This window comes from Pseudomonas sp. MF08875, from assembly GCF_059862525.1.
The window spans coordinates 82247-105125 of record NZ_JCBCUW010000007.1 but is presented as its reverse complement, the minus strand read 5'-3'; the positions used below and the strand labels follow the sequence as shown (position 1 = coordinate 105125).

The 22879-nt window shown below is 64.1% G+C and carries 19 protein-coding genes; 8 read left to right on the top strand and 11 right to left on the bottom strand.

The features are described 5' to 3' along the window. Position 1 precedes the first annotated feature (1 nt). A complete protein-coding gene (locus AC19YT_RS05970; RefSeq protein WP_500609925.1) occupies positions 2-1027 on the top strand; it encodes a putative 2-aminoethylphosphonate ABC transporter substrate-binding protein in 1026 nt (341 codons plus the stop codon). Positions 1028-1096: 69 nt separating this feature from the next. On the opposite strand, the gene AC19YT_RS05965 is transcribed toward AC19YT_RS05970, so the two are convergent. Beyond that, on the bottom strand, positions 1097-2479 hold the full coding sequence (locus tag AC19YT_RS05965; protein ID WP_500609924.1) for a GTPase/DUF3482 domain-containing protein: 1383 nt from the start codon (positions 2477-2479) through the stop codon (positions 1097-1099). After that, a complete protein-coding gene (locus tag AC19YT_RS05960) occupies positions 2472-3851 on the bottom strand; it encodes a DUF2868 domain-containing protein (protein WP_500609923.1) in 1380 nt (459 codons plus the stop codon). Before AC19YT_RS05960 ends, AC19YT_RS05965 begins: the two co-directional genes overlap by 8 nt. A gap of 84 nt (positions 3852-3935) precedes the next feature. Between AC19YT_RS05960 and AC19YT_RS05955 the strand changes: the two genes are divergently transcribed. Next, the gene (locus tag AC19YT_RS05955; protein ID WP_095109134.1) at positions 3936-4448 is read left to right on the top strand and encodes a dihydrofolate reductase; all 513 of its coding nucleotides are present in this window, start codon (positions 3936-3938) and stop codon (positions 4446-4448) included. Between the two features lie 101 nt (positions 4449-4549). Here the strand turns inward: AC19YT_RS05955 and AC19YT_RS05950 are convergent, their stop codons facing one another. Further along, the gene (locus AC19YT_RS05950) at positions 4550-5941 is read right to left on the bottom strand and encodes an L-cystine transporter (protein WP_500609922.1); all 1392 of its coding nucleotides are present in this window, start codon (positions 5939-5941) and stop codon (positions 4550-4552) included. Between the two features lie 242 nt (positions 5942-6183). Between AC19YT_RS05950 and AC19YT_RS05945 the strand changes: the two genes are divergently transcribed. The 4 genes from AC19YT_RS05945 to AC19YT_RS05930 all read left to right on the top strand — a co-directional run bounded on the left by AC19YT_RS05945 (position 6184) and on the right by AC19YT_RS05930 (position 11291). Further along, entirely contained in the window at positions 6184-7239 is a 1056-nt protein-coding gene (locus AC19YT_RS05945) for an HAD family hydrolase (protein ID WP_095109132.1), read from the top strand. Positions 7240-7565: 326 nt separating this feature from the next. Then, complete coding sequence (locus AC19YT_RS05940) at positions 7566-8951, top strand: MBOAT family O-acyltransferase (RefSeq protein WP_095109131.1); 1386 nt, start codon at positions 7566-7568, stop codon at positions 8949-8951. Next, the gene (locus tag AC19YT_RS05935; protein WP_500609921.1) at positions 8938-10077 is read left to right on the top strand and encodes an SGNH/GDSL hydrolase family protein; all 1140 of its coding nucleotides are present in this window, start codon (positions 8938-8940) and stop codon (positions 10075-10077) included. The genes AC19YT_RS05940 and AC19YT_RS05935 overlap by 14 nt, the downstream gene beginning before the upstream one ends. Positions 10078-10079: 2 nt before the next feature. Then, positions 10080-11291 carry an SGNH/GDSL hydrolase family protein gene (locus tag AC19YT_RS05930; protein WP_500609920.1) on the top strand — a complete coding sequence of 404 codons (1212 nt, stop codon included), beginning with the start codon at positions 10080-10082 and terminating at the stop codon, positions 11289-11291. A 60-nt stretch (positions 11292-11351) separates the two neighbouring features. Here the strand turns inward: AC19YT_RS05930 and ilvD are convergent, their stop codons facing one another. The 5 genes from ilvD to AC19YT_RS05905 form a co-directional block, all read right to left on the bottom strand. Further along, positions 11352-13193, bottom strand: coding sequence for a dihydroxy-acid dehydratase (ilvD, locus tag AC19YT_RS05925; protein ID WP_095109128.1), 1842 nt, complete (start codon positions 13191-13193; stop codon positions 11352-11354). Positions 13194-13413: 220 nt separating this feature from the next. After that, on the bottom strand, positions 13414-14610 hold the full coding sequence (locus tag AC19YT_RS05920) for an MFS transporter (protein ID WP_500609919.1): 1197 nt from the start codon (positions 14608-14610) through the stop codon (positions 13414-13416). Continuing rightward, a complete protein-coding gene (locus tag AC19YT_RS05915) occupies positions 14603-15556 on the bottom strand; it encodes a diiron oxygenase (protein ID WP_500609918.1) in 954 nt (317 codons plus the stop codon). Before AC19YT_RS05915 ends, AC19YT_RS05920 begins: the two co-directional genes overlap by 8 nt. Further along, positions 15553-16635 carry a SagB family peptide dehydrogenase gene (locus AC19YT_RS05910; protein ID WP_500609917.1) on the bottom strand — a complete coding sequence of 361 codons (1083 nt, stop codon included), beginning with the start codon at positions 16633-16635 and terminating at the stop codon, positions 15553-15555. The genes AC19YT_RS05915 and AC19YT_RS05910 overlap by 4 nt, the downstream gene beginning before the upstream one ends. A gap of 479 nt (positions 16636-17114) precedes the next feature. Then, entirely contained in the window at positions 17115-18311 is a 1197-nt protein-coding gene (locus AC19YT_RS05905) for a class I SAM-dependent rRNA methyltransferase (RefSeq protein WP_095109124.1), read from the bottom strand. 208 nt (positions 18312-18519) lie between these two features. Between AC19YT_RS05905 and AC19YT_RS05900 the strand changes: the two genes are divergently transcribed. Together AC19YT_RS05900 and mutM are read left to right on the top strand one after the other, a co-directional pair. After that, complete coding sequence (locus AC19YT_RS05900) at positions 18520-19332, top strand: HDOD domain-containing protein (protein ID WP_176465105.1); 813 nt, start codon at positions 18520-18522, stop codon at positions 19330-19332. 21 nt (positions 19333-19353) lie between these two features. Continuing rightward, positions 19354-20166, top strand: a complete 813-nt coding sequence (gene mutM, locus AC19YT_RS05895) for a bifunctional DNA-formamidopyrimidine glycosylase/DNA-(apurinic or apyrimidinic site) lyase (RefSeq protein ID WP_095109122.1) — start codon at positions 19354-19356, stop codon at positions 20164-20166. Between the two features lie 121 nt (positions 20167-20287). Here the strand turns inward: mutM and AC19YT_RS05890 are convergent, their stop codons facing one another. From AC19YT_RS05890 to AC19YT_RS05880, 3 genes are all read right to left on the bottom strand, one after another. Next, on the bottom strand, positions 20288-20539 hold the full coding sequence (locus tag AC19YT_RS05890; protein ID WP_048722619.1) for a YfhL family 4Fe-4S dicluster ferredoxin: 252 nt from the start codon (positions 20537-20539) through the stop codon (positions 20288-20290). Positions 20540-20641: 102 nt separating this feature from the next. Continuing rightward, positions 20642-21121 (bottom strand): pantetheine-phosphate adenylyltransferase, encoded by a 480-nt coding sequence (gene coaD / locus AC19YT_RS05885; protein WP_095109121.1) that lies wholly within the window; start codon positions 21119-21121, stop codon positions 20642-20644. A gap of 115 nt (positions 21122-21236) precedes the next feature. Further along, complete coding sequence (locus tag AC19YT_RS05880) at positions 21237-22832, bottom strand: GMC family oxidoreductase (RefSeq protein ID WP_500609916.1); 1596 nt, start codon at positions 22830-22832, stop codon at positions 21237-21239. Between the last annotated feature and the right edge of the window lie 47 nt (positions 22833-22879).

The following is a 22879-nucleotide window of genomic DNA, read 5'->3' as shown; positions in this document are numbered from 1 at the left end:
CATGTTCAAGCCCCTGGCCCTGGCCGCTGCTGCCCTCACCGCTTTCAGCCTGAACGCCTTCGCGGCGAAAACCGAGTTGACGGTGTACACCGCCCTAGAAGCCGAACAACTCAAGACCTACAAACAGGCCTTCGAGCAGGCCAACCCGGACGTGGAAATCAAATGGGTGCGTGATTCCACCGGGATCATCACCGCCAAGCTGCTGGCCGAAAAGGCCCGCCCCCAGGCTGACGCGGTGTGGGGCCTGGCGGCGTCGAGCCTGGCCATCCTCGATGCCCAGGGCATGCTGCAAAACTACGCCCCGCACGACTTGGACAAAATCGGCAGCAACTACCGCGACGCCGCCAACCCGCCGGCCTGGGTGGGCATGGACGTGTGGGCCGCGACCATTTGCTTTAACACCGTCGAAGCCGAAAAACAGGGCCTGAGCAAACCAGTGAGCTGGCAGGACCTGACCAAGCCTGAGTACAAGGGCAAGATCGTTATGCCGAACCCGGCGTCGTCCGGCACCGGTTTCCTCGATGTCAGCGCCTGGTTGCAAACCTTCGGTGAGAAGCAGGGCTGGCAGTACATGGACGACCTGCACCAGAACATCGGCCAATACGTGCACTCCGGCTCCAAGCCGTGCAAGTTGGCGGCGGCGGGGGAGTTCCCTATCGGCATTTCCTTCGAGTACCCCGCCGTGCAGCTCAAGCGCCAGGGCGCGCCGCTGGATATCGTGCTGCCCAAGGAAGGCCTGGGCTGGGAAATCGAAGCCACCGCCGTCATCAGGGGCACGCCCCATGAGGCCGCAGCGAAAAAACTCGCCGACTTCTCCGCCAGCCCTGCGGCCATGGAGTTGTACAAGGAGAACTTCGCTGTCCTCGCCCAGCCCGGCATCGCCAAGCCGCAGACCGAGTTGCCTGCCGACTATGAGCAGCGCCTTATCAAGAATGACTTTGCCTGGGCCTCGAAGAATCGCGACGCGATCCTTGCCGAGTGGCGCAAGCGTTATGACGGCAAGTCCGAGAAAGTCGTAGCCAAGTAAATGATGGGTTAACCGCGCTCCCGGGGCCATCCGTCGCCCCGGGAGCGTTTTCGTTTGTATGGCCTGCGGCTAGAGGTCGTTGAGGACGTGGCTCAAGGCCTCCACCTCTTCCTGGCGTTGGGCCTGGCTCAGGCGGGCGCCGGGGTTGAGGGACGACCATTGCGGGTGCGCGCGGGCGCGGGTCAGGGCCGCGGGCAGTTTGCCTTCACGCCAGGTTTTGTCCTGGGGCGCGGCGACCTTGATGCTGTCCATCGCCGCGTGCCCGCGCAAGTTGAGGGCCTGCAGCAACTGGCGTTGGCGCAGGGCCAGCAGGCGCAGCACGCTGTCGTCGATGGTCAATTCCCGTTGGCCCTTGAGCTTACCCAGCAAGCGGCTGCTGTAGCCGCGCGCGGTTTGCAGGGCGCCGCCGGCGATAGCGCCGGCCAGGGCGGCGGCACCGAGGGTCAGGCCGCCCACCAGTAAATCCACCCCGGCGCCGGCCGCAGCGCCTGCGGCGATCCCACCGCCGACCCGCACCCCCAGTTGCTTGAGGGTTTCGGGGTTGAACAAGTCGTCGCCCCAGCGCCCATCCAGCAGCGGCAGGTCGCCCGCATCGGCGTCCTGGGGGCGAAAACCATAGAGCTTGAGCAGGGCCTCGACGCAGCGTTGTTCGCGCTGGCGAATGGCCGTGTGCAGTTGGCTGACGGCTTGCTGTTCTTCGCCGGCCTCGGTGCTGACGCTGCGCCGGCATGCCGCGCAGTCGATCAGCAGTTCGGCGATCAATCGCGCCGCGCTCTGTTGCCGGGCGTGGCGCTGGGCTTGTTGGTCGGCGATCAGGCGTTCGAGTTGGCCGCGGGCGCTTTCCAGCAGCAGCGCCAGGCTTTCATACAGGCGCCTTTCGCCATCCTCGGGCGGGGCGACGCTGTCAAAGCGCACCAGGGCATGCAGCCCCAGGCGCGCCAGGGCTTCGCGCCAATCCGGCTCGCGGTGGTTGGCGCTGCTGACGAAGTTGAGTACTGGCAGCAGCGGTTTGCCGCAACTGGCCAGCACTTGCAACTCGTCGCGGTACTTGGCCAGCACCGGCTCGCGGGCGTCGATCACGTACAAACCGGCATCCGAGGCCAGCAGTTGGCGCAGCACCTTGGCTTCCTGTTCAAAGCGCTGGCGCGCTTCGCTGGCGTCGAGAAAACGCGCCAGCCGCGCTGGGCCGTCGAGGCGCTCGCCCGGTTGCTCCAGGCGTTCGAGGTAGTCGAGCAGGGCGATGGCGTCTTCCAGGCCAGGGGTGTCGTAGAGCTCCAGCAGCGGCTCGCCGTCCACCGACAGCCGCGCCCCTTCGACGTGGCGTGTGGTGCTGGGGCGGTGGGACACCTCGCCAAAGCCCACGTCCCGGGTCAGGGTGCGCAGCAGGGAGGTCTTGCCCACGTTGGTGTGGCCGACCACGGCCAGTTTCAGCGGCTTGGCGGATTCAGTCATGGCCTGTCTCCAGCCAGTTCATGGGGGCGCAATCGGCGAACGGCAGTTCCAGTTGGCGCAGGGCGCTGTGCCAGTCGCCCAGGCGCTCGGCGTCCAGGGCCTGGCCGGGTGGCGCTTGGAGCAACCACACGCGGGTAGCGGTTGCACTGCGCGCCAGTTCAGCGATCAGTGCCAGGCTGCCGCGATCCGGCGAGCGCCGTGGGTCGCAGGCAATCAGCAGGCGCGCCGCCGGGAAGCGGCTCAGTTGTTCCAGCAGCTTGTTGCGCGATTCGCGGCTGTCGAGGATGCCAGCGTCTTTCACGCCCTTGGGCAGGGCCGGGGGCCAGGGGTGTTGGTCGTCCAGTTCGATGGCCACCAGCAGGGCGCCGTCGCTGTGCTGCACACCCGCACCGCTTTCGACGCGGTGCAACTGCGCTGGCGCGGCGTCATTGACTCCCAGGCGTTCGCTGCTGGGCATCAGGCGTTCACGCAATTGGGCGTAGCCGGGCAGGTTGAGGTCCAGGCCCAGGGCCGCTTGCCCGCGCCGCCAGCGCCAACGGCAAAACAGCATCAGCAGCAGGCGCGGCAGCACGCCGTAAATCAGCATCGCGCCCACCAGCCAGGTGGCCCACATCTGCCGCACCAGTTCGGTGTTGTACACATCGCGAGTGCTGGCCTCGATCATGGCCACGGTCGGCACGCCAAAACCGATGGCCCGTGGCGCGGCGGCGAGGGCGTTGGTCATGGCGACAAAGGCATCGGCGCCCAGCAGGGTGCTTTCCCAGAAGAAGCTGTAGCGGTGGGTGGTCAGCAGCACCAGCAGGATCGCCACCGCACTGAGCATCGCCAGCAGCCACAGGCCATTGACCAGGGTGCCCACGGCCCAGCGGTTGAGTTTGCGCCGTTGCAGCATCAGCAGCAGGGCGGGGGCCAGTTGCGCGGCCTTGGCGTCGCGGGCCAGTTTTTCGCTGAGCCACAACCACAGCCGCCCCAGGCTGGCGCTGTGTTCACCGGCAAACGCCAGGCCCAAGGCCCAGCCCAGCAGCAGGATCAGGTTCAACCCCAGCAGGCTGCCTAGAGCCCAAAACACATTGACCGGGCGCTGGCCGTCGCCCAGTGCGGCGAAGGCCAGGCCCGCGCCGCTGATGATGGCCAGCACGGCCAGCAGCCATACCGCCAGGCGTGCGCCTTGCAGCCAGTGGCCCAAGGCTTCGCGCAGGCCATCGCGGGTGGCCAGGGTCAGGGCGCGGTGCTGGATGCGGCTCGCCAGGTCGCCGCCGGCGGCGCGGGCGAGGCGGTTGGCTTCCTGATCGTCCAGGGCGCCGGCGTGTTCTTCGCGCAAGCGCACGGTTTCCGTCAGCCAGAGGTGGTGCAGGGGAGTCAGTTCAGTCACGCACGATACCGTCGCTCAAATGAGCGCTGAGCATAACCGCTGCGGCGCTTATCGGGGTAAGACGGCTCTGCTATCCTCGCCGCCATGAAAAAAACTCTCCCCTTAAGCCTGATCGCGGCCCTCGCCGAGAACCGCGTGATCGGCGTCGATAACCGCATGCCCTGGCACTTGCCGGGGGATTTCAAATACTTCAAGGCCACTACGCTGGGCAAACCCATCGTCATGGGCCGCAAGACCTGGGATTCCCTCGGCCGGCCCTTGCCCGGGCGCCTGAACATCGTGGTCAGCCGCCAGCCGGGTTTGCAGCTAGAAGGCGCGCAGGTCTACCCCTCGTTGGACGCCGCCCTGGCCCGCGCGCAAGCCTGGGCCCAGGAGCAGGGCGTGGATGAAGTGATGTTGATTGGCGGCGCGCAGCTCTATAGCCAGGCCCTGGCCGATGCCGACCGCTTGTACCTGACCCGCGTGGCGCTCAGCCCCGAGGGCGATGCGTGGTTCCCCGAATTCGACCCGGGCCAGTGGACCCTGGTCAGTAACACCCCGGTGGCCGCCGAGGGCGACAAACCGGCGTACAGCTTTGAGGTGTGGCACCGCCACTGAGGGCTAACAGCATCGCGGGCGGGCGCGCTCTCACAGTGGAACTCGGTTACCTGTGGGAGCGGGCCCGCCCGCGATGCTGTTAATAGGGGTAACAGGCGCCGCTAAGCGTGCGCCAATTCCTCATGCTCATCGGCATTGAGCAGTTCTTTATCGGTCTGCTGCATGATCTGGCTGGTGATCGCCCCGGCGGTCATTGAACCGCTGACGTTCAGGGCTGTGCGGCCCATGTCGATCAACGGCTCTACGGAAATCAGCAGCGCCACCAGCGCCACCGGCAAGCCCATGGCCGGTAGCACGATCAGCGCGGCGAAGGTTGCACCGCCGCCCACGCCCGCCACGCCCGCCGAACTCAACGTGACAATCGCCACCAGCGTCGCGATCCACAGTGGGTCCAGGGGGTTGATGCCCACGGTCGGGGCCACCATCACCGCCAGCATGGCCGGGTACAACCCGGCGCAACCGTTCTGGCCGATGGTTGCACCAAAGGACGCGGCGAAACTGGCGATCGACTGCGGAATACCCAGGCGCCGGGTTTGCGCCTCGATGCTCAACGGAATGCTCGCGGCGCTGGAGCGGCTGGTGAAGGCGAAGGTCAGCACTGGCCAGACCTTGCGGAAAAAACGCAGTGGGTTGATCCCGGCCAGCGCCACCAGCAGGCCATGGACCCCGAACATCAGGCCCAAGCCGATGTAGGACACCACGACAAAACTGCCGAGCTTGATGATGTCTTGCAGGTTGGAACCGGCCACCACCTTGGTCATCAGGGCCAGCACGCCGTAGGGCGTCAGCTTCATCACCAGGCGCACCAGGCGCATCACCCAGGCTTGCAGGGTGTCGATGGCGTTGATGACTTTCTGGCCTTTTTCCACATCGTCCTTGAGCAGTTGCAGCGCCGCCACACCCAGGAACGCGGCGAAAATCACCACGCTGATGATGGAGGTAGGCTTGGCGCGGGCCAGGTCGGCGAAGGGGTTCTGCGGGATAAACGACAACAGCAACTGCGGCACATTCAGGTCGGCAACCTTACCGGCGTAGTCGCTCTGGATGGTTTGCAGGCGCGCCAGTTCCTGGGTGCCGGCCACCAGCCCTTGGGCGGTGAGGCCGAACAGGTTGGTCAGGGCGATGCCGATCAACGCCGCGATGGCGGTGGTGAACAGCAGGGTGCCGATGGTCAGGAAGCTGATTTTGCCCAGGGACGAGGCGTTGTGCAGGCGGGCCACGGCGCTGAGAATCGAAGCAAATACCAGCGGAATCACGATCATTTGCAGCAATTGCACGTAACCGTTGCCCACCAGGTCGAACCAGCCGAGGGAGGCTTTGAGCACCGGGCTATCGGCGCCGTAAATCGTGTGCAGGGCCACGCCGAACGCCACGCCCAGCACCAGGGCCAGCAGGACTTTCTTGGCCAGGCTCCACGTGGTGTGGCGGGTTTGGGCCAGGCCCAGCAACAGGGCGAGGAATACCAGCAGATTGAGGATCAGCGGCAGATTCATTGAGACTCCGGACATAAACGAGTGCCAATCGCGTAGCGCTGCGATTGCGAACCGGCAAGCCTAACAGCTTGAAAAATAATGAATTAATACCGAGATGGAATGGTGACCGTCGTTTTTGGAATAAGGCTGTGGCGCAGATGTGCATGCCGGTGGCGCAATTACGACGCAAGCGGTCGTGGGCAGAGCGGCGCGGTGATGGGGATTTGCTAGCGTCCAACGCTTCCATTCAGGGAGAACCCGCCATGAAACTCGCTTCGAGATTGATCGCTGCCGCGCTGTGCCTGGGCCTCGCCGGCCAGGTGCTGGCCACCGAGTTGCAGCACTGGCCCGCAGAGCAGGCCAAGCAGTTGAACGCCATGATCGCGGCCAATGCCAACAAAGGTAACTACGCGGTGTTCGACATGGACAACACCAGCTACCGCTATGACCTGGAAGAATCCTTGCTGCCGTTCATGGAGAACAAGGGCCTGATTACCCGCGAAAGCCTGGACCCGTCCCTGAAACTGATGCCCTTCAAAGACACCGCTGAGCACAAGGAAAGCCTGTTCAGCTACTACTACCGCCTCTGCGAAGTGGACGACATGGTGTGCTACCCCTGGGTGGCGCAGGTGTTTTCCGGCTTCACCCTCAAGGAACTCAAGGGTTATGTCGATGAGTTGATGGCCGCCGGTAAACCGGTGCCGGTCAGCTATTACGAGGGCGACGTGGTGAAGACGATGGAGGTCAAGCCGCCGCAGATCTTCCCCGGCCAGGTCGAGTTGTATAACCGTTTGATGGAGAACGGCATCGAGGTCTACGTAATGACCGCGGCTTCCGAAGAGCTGGTGCGCATGGTCGCCTCCGACCCCAAGTACGGCTACAACGTCAAACCGCAGAACGTGATCGGTGTGAGTTTGCTGCTAAAAGATCGCAAAAGCGGCGAACTGACCACTGCGCGCAAGCAGATCAGTGCCGGTAAGTACGACGAAAAAGCCAACCTCGGCCTGGAACTCACGCCTTACCTGTGGACCCCGGCGACCTGGATGGCGGGCAAGCACGCGGCGATCCTGACTTACATCGACGAATGGAAAAAACCGGTGCTGGTGGGCGGCGACACCCCGACCAGTGATGGCTACATGCTGTTTCACGGCGTTGACGTGGCCAAGGGCGGCATCCACCTGTGGATCGACCGCAAAGACAAATACCGTGCGCAGATAAACGCCATGATGACCAAGCACGCCGCCGCCCAAGCCCAGGAAGGGCTGCCGGTCACGGCGGACAAGAACTGGGTGATCGTCAAACCTGAAGACATTTTGTAAGCGCGGGGCTCGCTGGCTAATCATGCGCTGCCGGTTCTGGCCTCATCGCGGGCAGGGCCCGCTCCCACAGTGTGGGTGGGATTTGCTTTTCCTTTGTGGGAGCGCGCCTGCTCGCGATGGCGGGGGCAAGACAGTTGCTCCCACAGTGGGGGCGTTTGTGGGCTTGGCCTACATCCCCGGTCGTATACTCCGACGGCTCTAGCTCGGCCTTTTACCTTGTGAGCAGTGCAGGCCTTCTGCCATAATCGCGCGCCCTTTTTACGCCACCCCGCGGCCTGTCGCGGCCGGTGGCGTTGTTGTTTTGCCTTTACGTAACGGACTACGTTGTGAGCTATCTTTCGATCGAATTCGGCCTGTGTTTCATCCTGTTTTTCGCCTTCTACTGGAGCCTGTGCTGGAGCCCGCGCCTGCAAAACGCGCTGTTGCTGGCCGCTAGCTACGCGATCCTCGCCAGTTTCAGCCTCGACTTCCTTTACGTGCTGCTGGGCTACACCGTGCTGGTGTATGCCCTGGGCCTGTTCAGCCAGCGTTTTCCTGCCCAGCGCATTACCTGGGCGTTGCTGCTGTTGCTGGTGCTGGGCTGTTTTTACCTGTTCAAGTACCAGGATTTTTTCACCAGTTCCGTGCAGGGTGTGTTGCTGAGCCTGGGGCTGGATGTGGCCCTGCCGCTGCTGCAAGTGCTGCTGCCCATTGGGCTGTCGTTCTATACCTTTCACTCGGTCAGTTACCTGGTGTCGATCAACCGGGGGGAACTCAAGCCCGGCTCGCCGTTCGACCTGGCGCTGTACCTGGCGTTTTTCCCCAGCCTGATCGCCGGCCCGGTCAACCGCGCCAGCCATTTATTGCCGCAAATCCGCCCCGAGGGCATCCGCCAGGTATTGGAGCCGCAACGGGCCTTGGGCCTGATCGCCATGGCGGTGGTCAAGCTGTTCTTCTTGAGTTCGTGGCTGGCCAACGAATGGGTGGACCCGGTGTTCGAGACGCCGGTGGGCTATTCGGGCGAGCAGATTTTGCGCAGCGTGTACGGCTATTCGTTCCTGATCTATTTCAATTTCAGCGGCTACACCAACCTGGTGACTGGCATCGCGCTGCTGTTGGGTTTTCGCCTACCCGAGAACTTCAACTTCCCCTACGCGGCGCGCAACCTCAAAGAATTCTGGGGGCGCTGGCACATCAGCCTCTCCACCTTTATCCGCGACTACGTGTACATCCCCTTGGGTGGCAACCGCCGTGGGGTGTGGCGCGGCAACCTGAACATGCTGCTGGCGATGCTGATTTCCGGTTTGTGGCACGGTGCCAGCGCCAATTTCCTGATCTGGGGGGCGCTCCACGGTGTGGGGCTGGCGCTGTACAAGCTGTGCAGCCCGCGTTTGCCGCGCTGCCCGGACCTGCTGGCGCGCCTGTTGACCTTCCACTACGTGGCCTTTGCCTGGATTTTCTTCCGCTGCGCCACCTTCGATGATGCCCTGGATATGCTCGCGGGCCTGGGCACGATGTCGGCGGCGGGGCTGGCCAATACCGGCGCGAGCCTGCTGGCGTGCCTATTGGGCGTGGCGTTCTACCCGCGCCTCGTCGCGGGGCTGCAACGCCTGTTCGATGCTGGCACGCGCCTGCCGTGGCTGGTGTATCCCGTGCCCTTGGCACTGTTTATCTGCTTGGTGATTTTTGCTTCGCCGTCGGGCGTGCCGGGGTTTATCTATGCCAGTTTCTGAACCGTCGCCATTGTTGCGCCACCAGGCCGGTGCCGCACGGGTGCTGTACGCCATGCTGCTGAGCAGTGCGCTGTTGTTGTGGTTGAACCAGGATTCGGTGCGCCAGTATTGCCAGCAGAAGTACCACGACGGCTGCGAGCTTCCCGGCTTGGGCCAAAGCACGGCATGGCGCACCGGGGCTTATCTGAGCGAGGCGCTGGGCGCGGCGCGGGTGGCGTTTGTCGAGAGCTTGAGCGGCCACGGCCAAGTCCAGGCAGTGGCCGAGGCAGAAGCGGCGCCGCAAAACGACGTGGCCCCCGCGATGGCGGTAGCGCCCGTGGTTGCACCGCCCGTGGCCAAAACCCTGGGGGCCACCCCCGCCGTGGTGAAACCCGCCCCGGTTGCACCTGCCCCGCGGCCAGTGCCGGTGGCTGCGCCGCCCACGGTTGCCGCAGCGGCCATGCCCCGGGTCACCAGCACGCCGCTGATGGCGTCTCTCAACAGCGGAGACGAGGTGTTTTTTGTCGGCGACTCGCTGATGCAAGGCGTGGCGCCGCACATGGCCAACACCCTGCGCAAACGCTACAACCTCAAGAGCGTCAACCTCAGCCGCCAGAGTACGGGGCTGGCGTACCCGAGTTTTTTCAACTGGCCGAAAACGGTGCAAAGCACCCTGCAAGCCAACCCGCGCATTCGCCTGATGGTGGTTTTCCTCGGCCCCAACGACCCGTGGGACATGCCCCAGGGCAAGGGCAAGCCGTTCCTGCGCTTCAAAACGCCGGATTGGGAAAACCTTTACCGCCAGCGCATCGATGCCATCCTCGACGTGGCCCAGGCGCAGAATGTGCAAGTGATTTGGGTCGGCCCGCCGAACATGCAAAAAACCAAGCTGTCGGATGCCATGGCGTACCTCAGCGACCTGTATAAGAACCGCGTCGAACACTACGGCCAGCATTACGTCTCGGCCAACGAAGTGCTGGGTTATACCAGTGCGCAGTTTTCCTACTACCTGACGGACAAGGGCGGCAAGCAACTCAAGACCCGTGTCGACGATGGCATTCACTTCACCATCACTGGCCAAAAACTGATCTCTGCGCAGGTGCTGTCGCGGATCAACTTCCCCAGTGAACAATTGACGGAACACTAGACATGCGGCACCTGCCGGGCGTGATCGCGCTACTGATGAGCTTTGCCTTGCTGAGCAGTTGCGCCCCCGTGGACGCGGTGCAGGCCACCCCGGCGCCCGTCGTCAAAAAAAATGCCGCCACCTATAACGCCGCCGTGCCGAACCTGGCGGCGCTGACGGCACGCTTCAAGAGCGCCAACCGCAGCCCCATCAGCGTCGTGCAACTGGGCGACTCGCACACCGCCGCCGACCTGTTCAGTGGCGAGATGCGCCGTTTGCTCCAGGCCCAGTACGGCGATGGCGGTATCGGCTTCGTTGCCGCCACCCCGGTGCCCGGCACCCGCTACGAGCGGGTCATCCTGACCACGGCCAAGCGCCAATGGGCGCTGGTGTCGGCGCGCAACCAGCAAAGCGCGCAGTTCCCGTTGGGCGGCTACCTGGCGTTGCCCCAGGTGGCGGGCGCGCAGGTGCGGATTGCCGAGCGCCAGCCTAGCGGGCAGCGTTATCGGGTGTCGGCGCTGTACCAGGCGCAGGCCAATAACAGCCTCAAGGCCCGCGACGGCGCGACCCAGGCCAGCCGCATGCTGTCGGCCACGGGCGGGCAGTGGCGGTTCAGCCCGGTGTTCAACAACATCGCCTTGCCGGTGGAACTGAGCATCGCCCAGCCCCAGGGCCTGGCGCTGGGCGGTTGGAATATTCAGGGGCAGAAAAACGCCGGCGTGACCTATTCGGCCCTGGGTATCAACGGCGCGCGCCTGGACGTGCTGGACAAGTGGCAGGCCGGTTGGCTCGACACCCTCAAGGCCCTGCGCCCAGACCTGGTGGTATTGGCCTACGGCACCAACGAAGCCTTCGACGATGAGCTGGACTTGGGGCTGTACGAGCGTCAATTGCAGGGCAAAATCGCCGAACTGCGGCGAACCTTGCCCAAAGCCGTGATCTTGTTGGTGGGCGCCCCGGATTCGATCAAGCACCGCCGCGCCCAGGCCTGCGCCGCCGCCCAGCCCCACAGCCTGCGCCAAGTCATCCAGATCCAGAAAACCGTCGCCCGGCAAAGCGGCGCGTTGTATTGGGACTGGCAGGCGTTCATGGGCGGCGATTGCTCGATCCGCAACTGGCAGGCCCGGGAAATGGCCCGTGGCGACCTGGTGCACCTCACCGCCGACGGCTACCGGCAAAGCGCCGAAGGGCTGTACCGCTTCCTGCGCGGGCAACTGGGCGAACGCCTACCCTGACGCTGAGGTAGCAGGCAAAAAAATGCCCCGCACGTGGCGGGGCATTTTTATGGGCGTGGATCAGAGGCCGTCGAGCATGGCCTTGTTGCGCACGGCGCCTTTGTCGGCGCTGGTGGCCAGCAGGGCGTAGGCCTTGAGGGCGGTGGTGACTTTGCGCGGGCGCACTTCCACCGGTTTCCAGCCTTTGTTGTCCTGTTCAACGCGGCGCGCCGCCAGCTCTTGATCGCTGACGAGCAGGTTGATCGAGCGGTTGGGGATGTCGATCAGCACTTTATCGCCGTCCCGCACCAGGCCGATGGCGCCGCCCGCGGCGGCTTCCGGCGAGGCGTGGCCGATGGACAGGCCCGAGGTGCCGCCGGAGAAGCGCCCGTCGGTGAGCAGCGCACAGGCTTTACCCAGGCCCTTGGACTTGAGGTACGAGGTTGGGTAGAGCATTTCCTGCATGCCCGGGCCGCCCTTGGGCCCTTCGTAGCGGATGATGACGATGTCACCGGCCTGCACTTCGTCGGCGAGGATGCCGCGCACGGCGCTGTCCTGGCTTTCAAAGATTTTCGCGTTGCCCTCGAACACATGGATCGACTCGTCCACGCCCGCGGTTTTCACCACGCAGCCGTCCAGGGCGATGTTGCCGTAGAGCACGGCGAGGCCACCTTCCTGGGAGTAGGCGTGCTCGACGCTGCGGATGCAGCCGTTTTCACGGTCGTCGTCCAGGCTCGGCCAACGGGTGGACTGGCTGAACGCGGTCTGGGTCGGGATGCCCGCCGGGCCGGCCTTGAAGAAGTGGTGCACGGCTTCGTCGCTGGTCTGGGTAATGTCCCATTTGGCGATGGCGTCGGCCATGGTCTTGCTGTGCACGGTCGGCAGGTCGGTGTGCAGCAGGCCGCCACGGGCCAGGGAGCCGAGGATGGAGAAGATGCCGCCGGCGCGGTGCACGTCTTCCATGTGGTACTTCTGGATGTTCGGCGCGACCTTGCACAGCTGCGGCACGTGGCGCGAGAGGCGGTCGATGTCCTTGAGGTTGAAGTCGATCTCGGCCTCCTGGGCGGCGGCCAGCAGGTGCAGGATGGTGTTGGTCGAACCGCCCATGGCGATGTCGAGGGTCATGGCGTTCTCGAACGCCTTGAAGTTGGCGATGTTGCGCGGCAGCACCGACTCGTCTTCTTCGATGTAGTACTGGCGGCACAGGTCGACGATGGTGCGCCCGGCCTGCAGGAACAGCTGTTCGCGGTCGCTGTGGGTGGCCAGGGTCGAGCCGTTGCCCGGCAGGGCCAGGCCCAGGGCTTCGGTGAGGCAGTTCATGGAGTTGGCGGTGAACATGCCGGAGCACGAACCGCAGGTCGGGCAGGCGCTGCGCTCGTACTCGGCGACCTTCTCGTCAGAGGCCGTGTCGTCGGCGGCGATCACCATGGCATCGACCAGGTCCAGGCCATGGCTGGCCAGTTTGGTCTTGCCCGCTTCCATTGGGCCGCCGGAGACGAAGATCACCGGGATGTTCAGGCGCAGGGCGGCCATCAGCATGCCGGGGGTGATCTTGTCGCAGTTGGAGATGCACACGATGGCGTCGGCGCAGTGGGCGTTGACCATGTATTCGACGGAGTCGGCGATGATCTCGCGGCTGGGCAGCGAATAGAGCATGCCGTCGTGGCCCATGGCGATGCCGTCATCGACGGCGATGGTGTTGAATTCCTTGGCCACGCCGCCGGCGCGTTCGATTTCGCGGGCGACCAGTTGGCCCATGTCCTTGAGGTGGACGTGGCCGGGAACGAACTGGGTGAAGGAGTTGGCGACGGCGATGATCGGCTTCTTGAAGTCGTCATCTTTCATCCCCGTGGCGCGCCACAGTGCGCGGGCGCCGGCCATGTTGCGGCCGTGGGTGGATGTTTTCGAGCGGTAAGCAGGCATGGAACACTCCGGGCGGTTAATCAGGTATCAAAAGGGAAGTGAGCTTCTATTGACGTCTGGAACACACAGAAATGGCCGTGTGCCCGGATGCTGCCGCCAGCGTTACGGGATCGCCGTGTGCCTGGGCCTTGAGCTCATAAACCCGCCGGGGATGACTGGCGATGAATGCGCCGATTCTACACCGCTGGCGCCAGGAAGGAATGGCGCGCCGCGCCGAGTGTCAGGCGCCCGCTTGGTCGGTGCGGGCCTGGCCTCGGCGCAGTTGCGCATTGAGCGCCAGCCCCACGGCGCCCGACAGCATCAGGCACGCGGCCAGGGTCCAGGCCAGGTGGCTGCCGCTGGCCAGGTTAATCAGGGCGCTGAGCAGTCCGCCGATGATGAAAATCAGCACACTGCCCGCCGAGGCCGAGGCGCCGGCCTGCTGGGGGAACACGTCCATGGCCCGGGACGTGGCGGCGGGCCGGGTGAGGGTGGTGCCGGCGGTGCACACCAGCATCGGCAGCAGGATGGTCAGGGTGCTTACGCCCCACCACCCGGTGAGGGCCAGCATCAGCAGCCCCGCAAGCAGGATCAGGCTCAGCCCGCCGACAATCTGCCCGTGGGCGCTGACCCGCGCACTCAGTGCCCCGGCGACCACGCCGCCGACCAGGTAAGCGGCGCCGTACAGCAGCAGGGTCAGGGCAAATTGGTAAGCCGACAGGCCCAACTGCTCCATGAAAATCAGCGGCGAGATGACGATGAAGGAAAAGTGGCAGGCAAACGCGATGGCGCTTATCAGCCAGTACGCGAAGAAGTCGAAGCGCCCGCCCAGGCGGCGGTAGGCCTGGAGGATGTTCTGCCGTGGCCCCTCGGCGCGGCGCGGCGCGGCGGGCAGGAACACCCAGGCCTTGAGCCACACCAGCGCCGCGAGGCCGATAAACAGATAAAAGCTGCCGCGCCAGCCCACCGCGCCCTGCAGCAGCGTGCCGGCCAGGGGAGACAGCGAGATGAACACCCCGGTGGCGGTGGTCATCAGGATGCGCAAACGCTCCCGTTCGCGGCCCTGGAACAAGTCCTGGACCAGCGCCTGGGACAGTACGAAGCAGCCGCAGCCCAGGGCTTGGAGCAGGCGAGAGGCAAGAAACCAGCGGTAGTCGCTGGCCAGCGCGCACCCCGCCGCGCCCAGCATCGCCACGGCCATGCCCGCCAGCAACAAGCCCTTGCGCCCGATCACGTCGGACAACGGCCCGAGCAGCAGTTGGGACAGGGCGATGCCGATGGCGAACAGGCTGATGGAAAACGCGATATCCGCCGCGGGGGTGGCGAAATGGGCGGACAGCGCCGGGAAGGACGGCAGCAGCACGTCGATGGGGAAAACCCCGAGCAACACCATGGCCAGCAACAGCGCCACCGCTGCACCCTTGCTCGCCCTAGCCATCGATCAGCCCTGCGTCGACGAACAACTGGCGGTTGTAGGCAGGCTCGAAGAAACCGTACTTCTTCATCGTCGCCAGGGTGGTGGTGGCATTGGCCCGCGCCCGCTGTGCCCAGGCCTGGGGCTGGAGCAGCGGCTCGATCACCTGCGTGCGGGTGGCCGGGTCGATGCCGGCGCTGGCGAAGCTTTCGTGCAGCCACTGGCCATCGATCTGCGCGAACACCTGAATGATCGCCAGCAGCAGGTCCGCCGCCGCCGGTTGCCGCGCCGCCGCCAGCGCCTCCCAGGTGTAGCCGAACACCTCGCAGAAGTAGCGGCTGTGCCGCGCCTCGTCTTCCAGGTGTTCGCGCAGCATGTGGTAGACGCACGGGATCAGGCTGTCGCGGGTGATGGCCAGCAGCTCCTTGGCGATGATGGTTTCGGAGACGAAACCGATGAAAAACCAGGCCAGCGGCACCTGTTGCGGCGCGGTGCGCTGCACCAGCGCCAGCAGGTGGCGGATGCGCCGGGGCACGCGGTGGCGGTTGTCGATGCCGTACCAGTGGGCGATCTGCGCGGCCAGGGTGTCGGAAAACAGCGCGTGATAGCCCTCGTCGGTGTACAGCTGCAGGGCCGCGGTGCGCATCGGCCGGGGCACGGCCATGGCCAGGTCGCCGTGGACCAGGGTTTCGACGGCGCGGTTGACGATTTTGTGTTCCAGCAGGGTGGTGTAGTCGAGGAAATACACCAGGTGATTGGCCGCCAAACGCTGCTGGGTGGCGCGGCCCAGGCCCTGGATCAGCGGGTGCGCCAGGTACGGCAGGAACGCGGGCGGAAACCAGTCCTGGGTGAGCAGTTGCCGGTCGAGGTCGGCGGGTAGCTCGAAGCAGTCGGGTTTGCTGCGCACCGAGGCCTTGCGGTCCCAGTCGGCCAGGGTGAAACGGTGTTGGGCGGCGCTGGAGGCGGTCATGGGGCGTCCTGGGCGGCGATCAACGCACGCAGTTCCTGGCATTGGGCCTGGCCGTCACCGTGGCCGCAGCCGACGAAAAACAGCGCCTGTTCGGCCGAGGCTTCTTGCAGGCCAAGCTGGGCTTCGACCTGGGCGTCGCTCAGGGCGCCGGTGAGCCAGGTGTTCAGGCCCAGAGCGGTGGCGAGCAACTGGAAGGTCTGGGACAGGTGCCCGGCCTCGACGTAGGCCATGCGATAGGCGCGCGAGTGTTCGTACTTCCACCACAGCTTGTCGAAGCGGCAGGTAATGAACAGGCCCACCGGCAGCGGGTTGATGAAATGCTGGCCGGCCAGTAACTGGCCCAGCGGCGCGTCAAGCAACGGCGCGACCAGTTGCAGGGCATGGCGGTCGGGGTGGTAGAAGTACACCCCCGGGGCGAGGCCGCTGACATTGCGCACATACAGGTAGCCGTCGCAGGCGTTCAAGCCGCCACCGGAGGGGCTGCTGCGCCGTGCCGCGAAGCCCTCGGCAATGGCCGGGTCATCGTCGTCGGCGCGTTCGTGCAAATAGCCGAGCGTCAGGTACAGCAGGGTGCCCACGTCCACCAGGCTGACTGCGCGCGGGGTGAAGGAGCGGCAGGTTTTGCGCTGAATCAGGGTGGTGGCCAGCCCGGCGGCCCGGGCCACCGACAGCGCAGGGTCGGGCAGGGGGATCAGCTCGGGCCCGTCAAAGGTGCAGCGCGGCGGGGGCGGCGCAGCGGCCATGACTTCTTTGCAATGCGCCAGATAATGCTGCGACCACTCATTGATATCCTGTGGCATATATTCGCAGGGAATATTCTTTGTGCCGATGTGGAATATCTTGGAAAGTTCATCCCAGCCCCAGGGTGTGGGAACTTGTTGAATGGGTGTGAAGAGGCCGGCGGCGAGAAATTGCGCATCCATGCTGTTGCACGGATCAAGTTGTTCAGGCGTGGCTATAAGTTGGATAAGGCGGGCGGAATAGTCGGGGTCTAGTTCAAATTGTGTATGGCGCTTGTAGTCCCATATAACCAGGCAGGGAGGTCGGGCAAGAACAAAGAAACTCGGATTTATATACATGGCGATGTTGGCCCTGCAAGCGTGGGCGATGAGGCTGGGGCGCCGGCATTCCCCAGCCTCATCTAGCGGTTAACAGCAGGGTTTAGCGGGCTTTCGCCGGAACCATGGCAGACAGGTTGGCGAGTTTGGTTGCTTCCATAATGATGGTTTTCATGGGTGTAACTCCTTTGATGTATGTTGTTTGAGTGTTGTGTTTTTTATGTTGTCACTTCCGAGTGACGAACAAATAGTAACGGTTAATTATTTAAAGATGAAGTAGTTGGCGGGTAGGGTTGTTCCATGAATGGCGTAGGATTCGTCTTGTGGAACTTATAGAGTGCTGAGTTTGTTTAATTTTTACTTTGAATTGTGGGCCGCGATAGGGTGCACACAAGAGCCAGAGTGCACTGTGGAGCGGAGTTGGTTAGTTTATTTTTTAGTTGGCGGGAAATGCGTTGAAAGTCATGAAGGGCCGTGCGGCCCTTCATGATGGCCGGGACTCAACTGTTAGGCAGCAGTCGGCAGGTGATGCTCTTGATGTAGCGGGTTTCGGCGATGGCCGGGTGAACGGGGTGGTCCGGCCCTTGGCCGCCGCGTTCGAGCATCTGGATGTTGCGGTCCAGGTGGCGGGCGCTGGTCAGCAGGATATTTTGCAGGTCGTCTTCGGGCAGGTGCATGGAGCACGAGGCGCTGACCAGGATGCCGTCCTTGCTGAGCAGGCGCATGGCTTGCTCGTTGAGGCGGCGGTAGGCGCCCTCGCCGTTCTTCATGTCTTTCTTGCGTTTGATGAAGGCGGGCGGGTCGGCGACGATCACGTCGAAACGCTCTTCGCTGGCCTTGAGTTCTTTCAGGGCTTCAAAGACGTCGCCTTCGATGCAGGTCATTTTTTCCGCAAAGCCATTCAGGGCGGCGTTGCGCTCCACGCCGTCGAGGGCAAAGGCCGAGGCATCGACGCAGAACACTTCGCTGGCGCCGAACGCGGCGGCTTGCACGCCCCAGCCGCCGATGTAGCTGTACAGGTCCAGCACGCGTTTGCCCTTGGCATACGGCGCCAGGCGTGCGCGGTTCATGCGGTGGTCGTAGAACCAGCCGGTTTTCTGGCCCTGGATCACCGGGGCTTCGAATTTCACGCCGTTTTCTTCCAGAGCGACCCATTCCGGCACGAGGCCGAACACGGTTTCGACGTAGCGGTTCAGGCCTTCGGCGTCGCGGGCGGCGGAGTCGTTCTTGAACAGGATGCCGCTGGGCTTGAGCACTTGGGTCAGGGCGGCGATCACGTCGTCTTTATGGGCTTCCATGGTGGCGGAGGCGATCTGCACCACCAGAATGTCGCCGAAGCGATCGACCACCAGGCCTGGCAGCAGGTCGGAGTCGCCATAGACGAGGCGGTAGAACGGCTTGTCGAACAGGCGCTCGCGCAGCGACAGCGCGACGTTGAGGCGGTGCACCAGCAGGGATTTGTCCAGGGGCAACTTGATGTCGCGCGACAGCAGGCGCGCGCAGATCAAGTTGTTCGGGCTCATGGCCACGATGCCCAGGGCCTTGCCGCCGGCCGCTTCGAGGATGGCCTGATCGCCGGCCTTGAAGCCGTGCAGTGGGGTGGCGGCCACATCGATTTCGTTGCTGTAGACCCACAAGTGGCCGTTGCGCAGGCGACGGTCGGCATTGGCTTTGAGGCGCAGGCTGGGCAGGGACATGACGTCGCTCCGGAAAAAAGAGCGGGAGTATAGCCTGTTGCGCTGGCAATGGCGGCGCCGCTGCGCCCTTGAATCTGGATCCGTGTTGGGTTTTGCGGTGTCGGCCGACTCTTTATAAGGGGTAGAATCGCCGCCTAGACCGGAGTGAGTACTTATGTCCCAAGAGCTATCAGCCGAACAGATCCAGCAGGCCCTGCAAGGCATCAGTGTGCCGCCCCAGCCGCAAATCATGGTGGATTTGCAGATGGAGCAATACATGCCCGACCCGGACCTGGAAGTGATCGCGCGGCTGATCTCCCAGGACCCGGGCCTGTCCGGGGCGTTGCTCAAGATCGTCAATTCGCCCTATTACGGGCTGAGCAACAAGATTGCCTCGATCCAGCGGGCGGTGAACCTGCTGGGCAGCCGTTCGATCATCAACCTGATTAACGCGCAGTCGATCAAGGGCGAGATGAACGACGACACCATCGTCACCCTCAACCGCTTCTGGGACACCGCCCAGGACGTGGCCATGACCTCGCTGACCCTGGCCAAGCGCATCGGCTCCCAAGCGGTGGACGAAGCCTACGCCCTGGGCCTGTTTCACGATTGCGGCGTGCCGTTGATGCTCAAGCGCTTCCCCCACTACATGAACGTGCTGGAACAGGCCTACGCCGCTGCCGGCGCCGATTGCCGCGTGGTGGACACCGAGAACCGTGCGTTCAACACCAACCATGCGGTGGTCGGTTACTACACGGCAAAATCCTGGCGCCTGCCAGACCACGTCAGCAACGCCATCGCCAACCACCACAATGCCCTGGCCATTTTCAGCGACGAGTCTTCGCGCAACAGCCAACTGAAGAACCTGCTGTCGATCCTGAAAATGGCCGAGCACATCTGCGCCTCGTACCGGGTGCTGGGTAATCAGGTCGATGACCATGAGTGGAACAGCATCGGCCCGTTGGTGCTGGACTACGTGGGGCTTTCGGATTACGACTTCGAGAACCTCAAGCAGACCATCCGCGAGTTGGGCGCACACTGATTTCTCAACCCTGGGGCGAGCATGCCGGAACTACCTGAAGTCGAAACCACCCGGCGCGGGATTGCGCCGCACCTGGAGGGCCAGCGCGTCAGCCGCGTGATCGTGCGCGAGCGGCGCTTGCGCTGGCCGATCCCCGAAGACCTCGATGTGCGCCTGTCCGGGCAGCGCATCGTGCTGGTGGAGCGGCGCGCCAAGTACCTGCTGATAAATGCCGAAGTGGGCACGCTGATTAGCCATTTGGGCATGTCCGGCAACCTGCGGCTGGTGGAGGCCGGGTCGTTGGCGGCCAAGCACGAGCATGTGGACATCGAACTCGAATCCGGCCTGGCGCTGCGGTACACCGACCCGCGGCGGTTCGGCGCGATGCTGTGGAGCCTCGACCCGCTGAACCACGAATTGCTGGCGCGCCTGGGGCCGGAACCCTTGACTGAGCTGTTCGACGGCGATCGGCTGTTCAAGCTGTCCCGGGGCCGCTCGATGGCGGTCAAGCCGTTCATCATGGACAACGCGGTGGTGGTGGGCGTGGGCAATATCTACGCGACCGAAGCGCTGTTCGCCGCCGGCATCGACCCACGGCGTGCGGCCGGGGGCATTTCCCGGGCGCGCTATTTGCGCTTGGCGGTGGAGATCAAACGCATCCTCGCCGCCGCCATCGAGCGCGGTGGCACCACCTTGCGCGACTTCATCGGCGGCGACGGCCAACCGGGTTACTTCCAGCAGGAACTGTTCGTGTACGGCCGCGCCTATGAGGCGTGCAAGGTGTGCGGGAGTGAGTTGCGCGAGGTCAAGCTGGGGCAGCGGGCGAGTGTGTTTTGCTTGAAGTGCCAGCGCTGAGCCTGGGCTGAGGGCCTCATCGCGAGCAGGCTCGCTCCCACGGGGCACCTTTTAACCTTGTGGGAACGGGCCTGGCCCGGGCGGCGATCCGACGATAGTGCCCTGCCAGCCCCCACACCTCTCAAGCCTTACCGGTAATCACCCGGTATTTGGCCATCAGCTGTTCTTCGGTTTCCGGGTGGGCTTCATCCAGCGGGATGCAATCGACCGGGCAGACTTGCTGGCACTGCGGTTCGTCGTAGTGGCCGACGCATTGGGTGCACAGGTTGGGGTCGATCACGTAGATCTCTTCGCCTTGGGAAATGGCGGCGTTGGGGCACTCGGGCTCGCAGACGTCGCAGTTGATGCAATCGTCGGTGATGATAAGGGACATGGGGCACTCCAGCCTGGGCGGACAGCCCAGGCAGCTAAAAACGAATGCGCGCAATTGTGCCGTATTGATGGGCGCAGTGCACGCGGGCGCGATGGAGGGCGGTTATTTCTTGAAGCGTTCGGTCAGGGCCTCGGCCACCGCCGGGTGGACGAACTTGGTGATATCGCCGCCCAGGGCCGCGATTTCCCGCACCAGGGTCGAGGAAATGAACGAATAGCGCTCCGACGGCGTGAGGAACAGGCTTTCCACGTCCGGCGCCAATTGGCGGTTCATGTTGGCCAGTTGGAACTCGTACTCGAAATCCGACACGGCGCGCAGGCCACGCAGGAACACATTGGCGTTCTGCTCCTTGGCAAAGTGCGCCAACAGGGTGGAGAAGCCGACGACTTCGACATTGGGTAGATGCTTGGTGACCTCGCGGGCCAGCTCCACGCGTTGTTCCAGGGGGAACAGCGGGTTTTTCTTGGGGCTGGCAGCCACGGCGATAATCACGTGGTCGAACAGGCGCGAGGCGCGTTCGACCAGATCGCCATGGCCCTTGGTAATAGGGTCGAAGGTACCTGGGTACAACACTCGGTTCATCGCGTCGTCCTGGCGGGAGTCCGTTGGGGAGTCGGATGGTAGCGCAGCAATCCCGGTGGGCCAAGCCGACTTTTTGCGAACAAAGCACTATAGACGCGGCGAATAATCCTGGTTTTCACGGGTTTTTCAGCCGCTCGGCCAGGGCGCTGGCCAGTTGTGCGGTCAGGCCATAGACCGACAATTGCGGGTTGGCGCCGATGCTGGTGGGGAACAGCGAGCCGTCGTGGATCGACAGGTTAGCCAACTGATGATGGCGCCCCAGGCTGTCGCACACCGCGCTTTGCACCGCTTCGCCCATGGCACAACCGCCCATCACGTGGGCGCTGCCCAGGCGCGTGCGGTACAGCGCCAGGTCCAGGCCGTCGATCATGGCGCGGGCCTCGCCCAGGGTTTTCACGTAGCGGGCGTCGTTGTGCAGCGGCATTACCGCTTTGGCGCCGCCGGCGAACTGGATCTCAGCCATGCTGTGGAAGGCCCGGCGCAGGCCATCCCAGGCGTAGGCCGAGACGGGGTAGTCGAGCACCGGCGTGCCATCGCCGCGCAGCTCCACGTGGCCGCCGGGGCTGTCGGGGTGAAAGCCGTCGCGCATCAGCGCCAGCATGGCGTGGGTATTGGGCAGTTGGGCCATGCGCAGGGCGTTGTCGCTGCCAAAACCGCCGAACAGGGTGGCGGCCAGCGCCGGGTGCAGGGGTGGCACTTCGAGCTTGTAGGACATGGGCCCGGTGGTGCCGTTTTGCCATTGGAAGTGGTCGGAGTAGATCGACTGCGGCGCGCCATAGAACGGGTTGATGACCTCGTCGAAATGCCCGGCGGACATGTTCACCAAGTGCAGAAAGGTGCGCTTGCCCAGGCGTGCGTGAGGGTCTGGCGCGCCTGAGCGCAACAGCAGCGCCGGGCTGTTGATGCCGCCGCCGGCCAGTACGTAGTGACGCGCCTTGACGCGGATGCGCCGCCCGGTGGGCGCCACGCAGCGCTCGTCCATGGCCACGCATTCTAGGCCGGTCACGCGCTCGCCGTCGATCAACAGCTTTTCGGCGCGGGCCAGGTACAGCAACTCGCCGCCGCTTTCCAGCGTGGCAGGGATGGTGGTGACCAGCATCGATTGCTTGGCGTTGGTCGGGCAGCCCATGCCGCAATAGCCCAGGTTCCAGCAACCGCGCACATTGCGCGGGATCACCTGCCAGCTGTAGCCCAGTTGTTCGCAGCCTTTTTTGATGACTTCGTTGTTGGCATTGGGTGGCACCCGCCATGGGGCGACCCCCAGGCGCTGTTCCATTTTCTCGAACCAGGGCGCCATCTCGGCCACGCCATGGCCTTTGACGTTGTGTTCGCGGGCCCAGTGTTCCAGGGTCGGCGCCGGGGTGCGGAAACTGGAGGTCCAGTTAATCAGCGTGGTGCCGCCCACGGCACGGCCCTGGAGGATGGTGATGGCGCCGTCCTTGCTCAAACGGCCGATGCCTTCCTGATAAAGGCTGGCGTAGGCGGCGTCTTCGAGCATTTTGAAATCGCTGCTGGTCTTGAGCGGGCCTTCTTCGATCAACAGCACTTTATAGCCGGCGGCGCTGAGGATTTCGGCCGTGGTGCCACCACCCGCGCCGCTGCCGATGATGGCCACGTCGGCTTCAAGCGTCAGGTCTTGGGTGAGGGTGGAGCCGTCATGGGTTTTCCAGCCGCGGGCCATGCCATCGCGAAACGGATCGGGTACGGGCATCAGGGGTCTCTTTCTTATTGTTGAGGTTGGGGCAGGTTCGCTCCCAC

Coding starts and splice junctions, on each gene's coding strand:
- mutM (WP_095109122.1), top strand. CDS start 19,354: ATGCCGGAACTACCTGAAGTCGAAACCACCCGGCGCGGGATTGCGCCG.
- AC19YT_RS05920 (WP_500609919.1), bottom strand. CDS start 14,610: ATGGCTAGGGCGAGCAAGGGTGCAGCGGTGGCGCTGTTGCTGGCCATG.
- AC19YT_RS05970 (WP_500609925.1), top strand. CDS start 2: ATGTTCAAGCCCCTGGCCCTGGCCGCTGCTGCCCTCACCGCTTTCAGC.
- AC19YT_RS05905 (WP_095109124.1), bottom strand. CDS start 18,311: ATGTCCCTGCCCAGCCTGCGCCTCAAAGCCAATGCCGACCGTCGCCTG.
- AC19YT_RS05915 (WP_500609918.1), bottom strand. CDS start 15,556: ATGACCGCCTCCAGCGCCGCCCAACACCGTTTCACCCTGGCCGACTGG.
- AC19YT_RS05945 (WP_095109132.1), top strand. CDS start 6,184: ATGAAACTCGCTTCGAGATTGATCGCTGCCGCGCTGTGCCTGGGCCTC.
- AC19YT_RS05890 (WP_048722619.1), bottom strand. CDS start 20,539: ATGTCCCTTATCATCACCGACGATTGCATCAACTGCGACGTCTGCGAG.
- AC19YT_RS05965 (WP_500609924.1), bottom strand. CDS start 2,479: ATGACTGAATCCGCCAAGCCGCTGAAACTGGCCGTGGTCGGCCACACC.
- coaD (WP_095109121.1), bottom strand. CDS start 21,121: ATGAACCGAGTGTTGTACCCAGGTACCTTCGACCCTATTACCAAGGGC.
- AC19YT_RS05935 (WP_500609921.1), top strand. CDS start 8,938: ATGCCAGTTTCTGAACCGTCGCCATTGTTGCGCCACCAGGCCGGTGCC.
- AC19YT_RS05930 (WP_500609920.1), top strand. CDS start 10,080: ATGCGGCACCTGCCGGGCGTGATCGCGCTACTGATGAGCTTTGCCTTG.
- AC19YT_RS05880 (WP_500609916.1), bottom strand. CDS start 22,832: ATGCCCGTACCCGATCCGTTTCGCGATGGCATGGCCCGCGGCTGGAAA.
- AC19YT_RS05910 (WP_500609917.1), bottom strand. CDS start 16,635: ATGTATATAAATCCGAGTTTCTTTGTTCTTGCCCGACCTCCCTGCCTG.
- AC19YT_RS05950 (WP_500609922.1), bottom strand. CDS start 5,941: ATGAATCTGCCGCTGATCCTCAATCTGCTGGTATTCCTCGCCCTGTTG.
- AC19YT_RS05955 (WP_095109134.1), top strand. CDS start 3,936: ATGAAAAAAACTCTCCCCTTAAGCCTGATCGCGGCCCTCGCCGAGAAC.
- ilvD (WP_095109128.1), bottom strand. CDS start 13,193: ATGCCTGCTTACCGCTCGAAAACATCCACCCACGGCCGCAACATGGCC.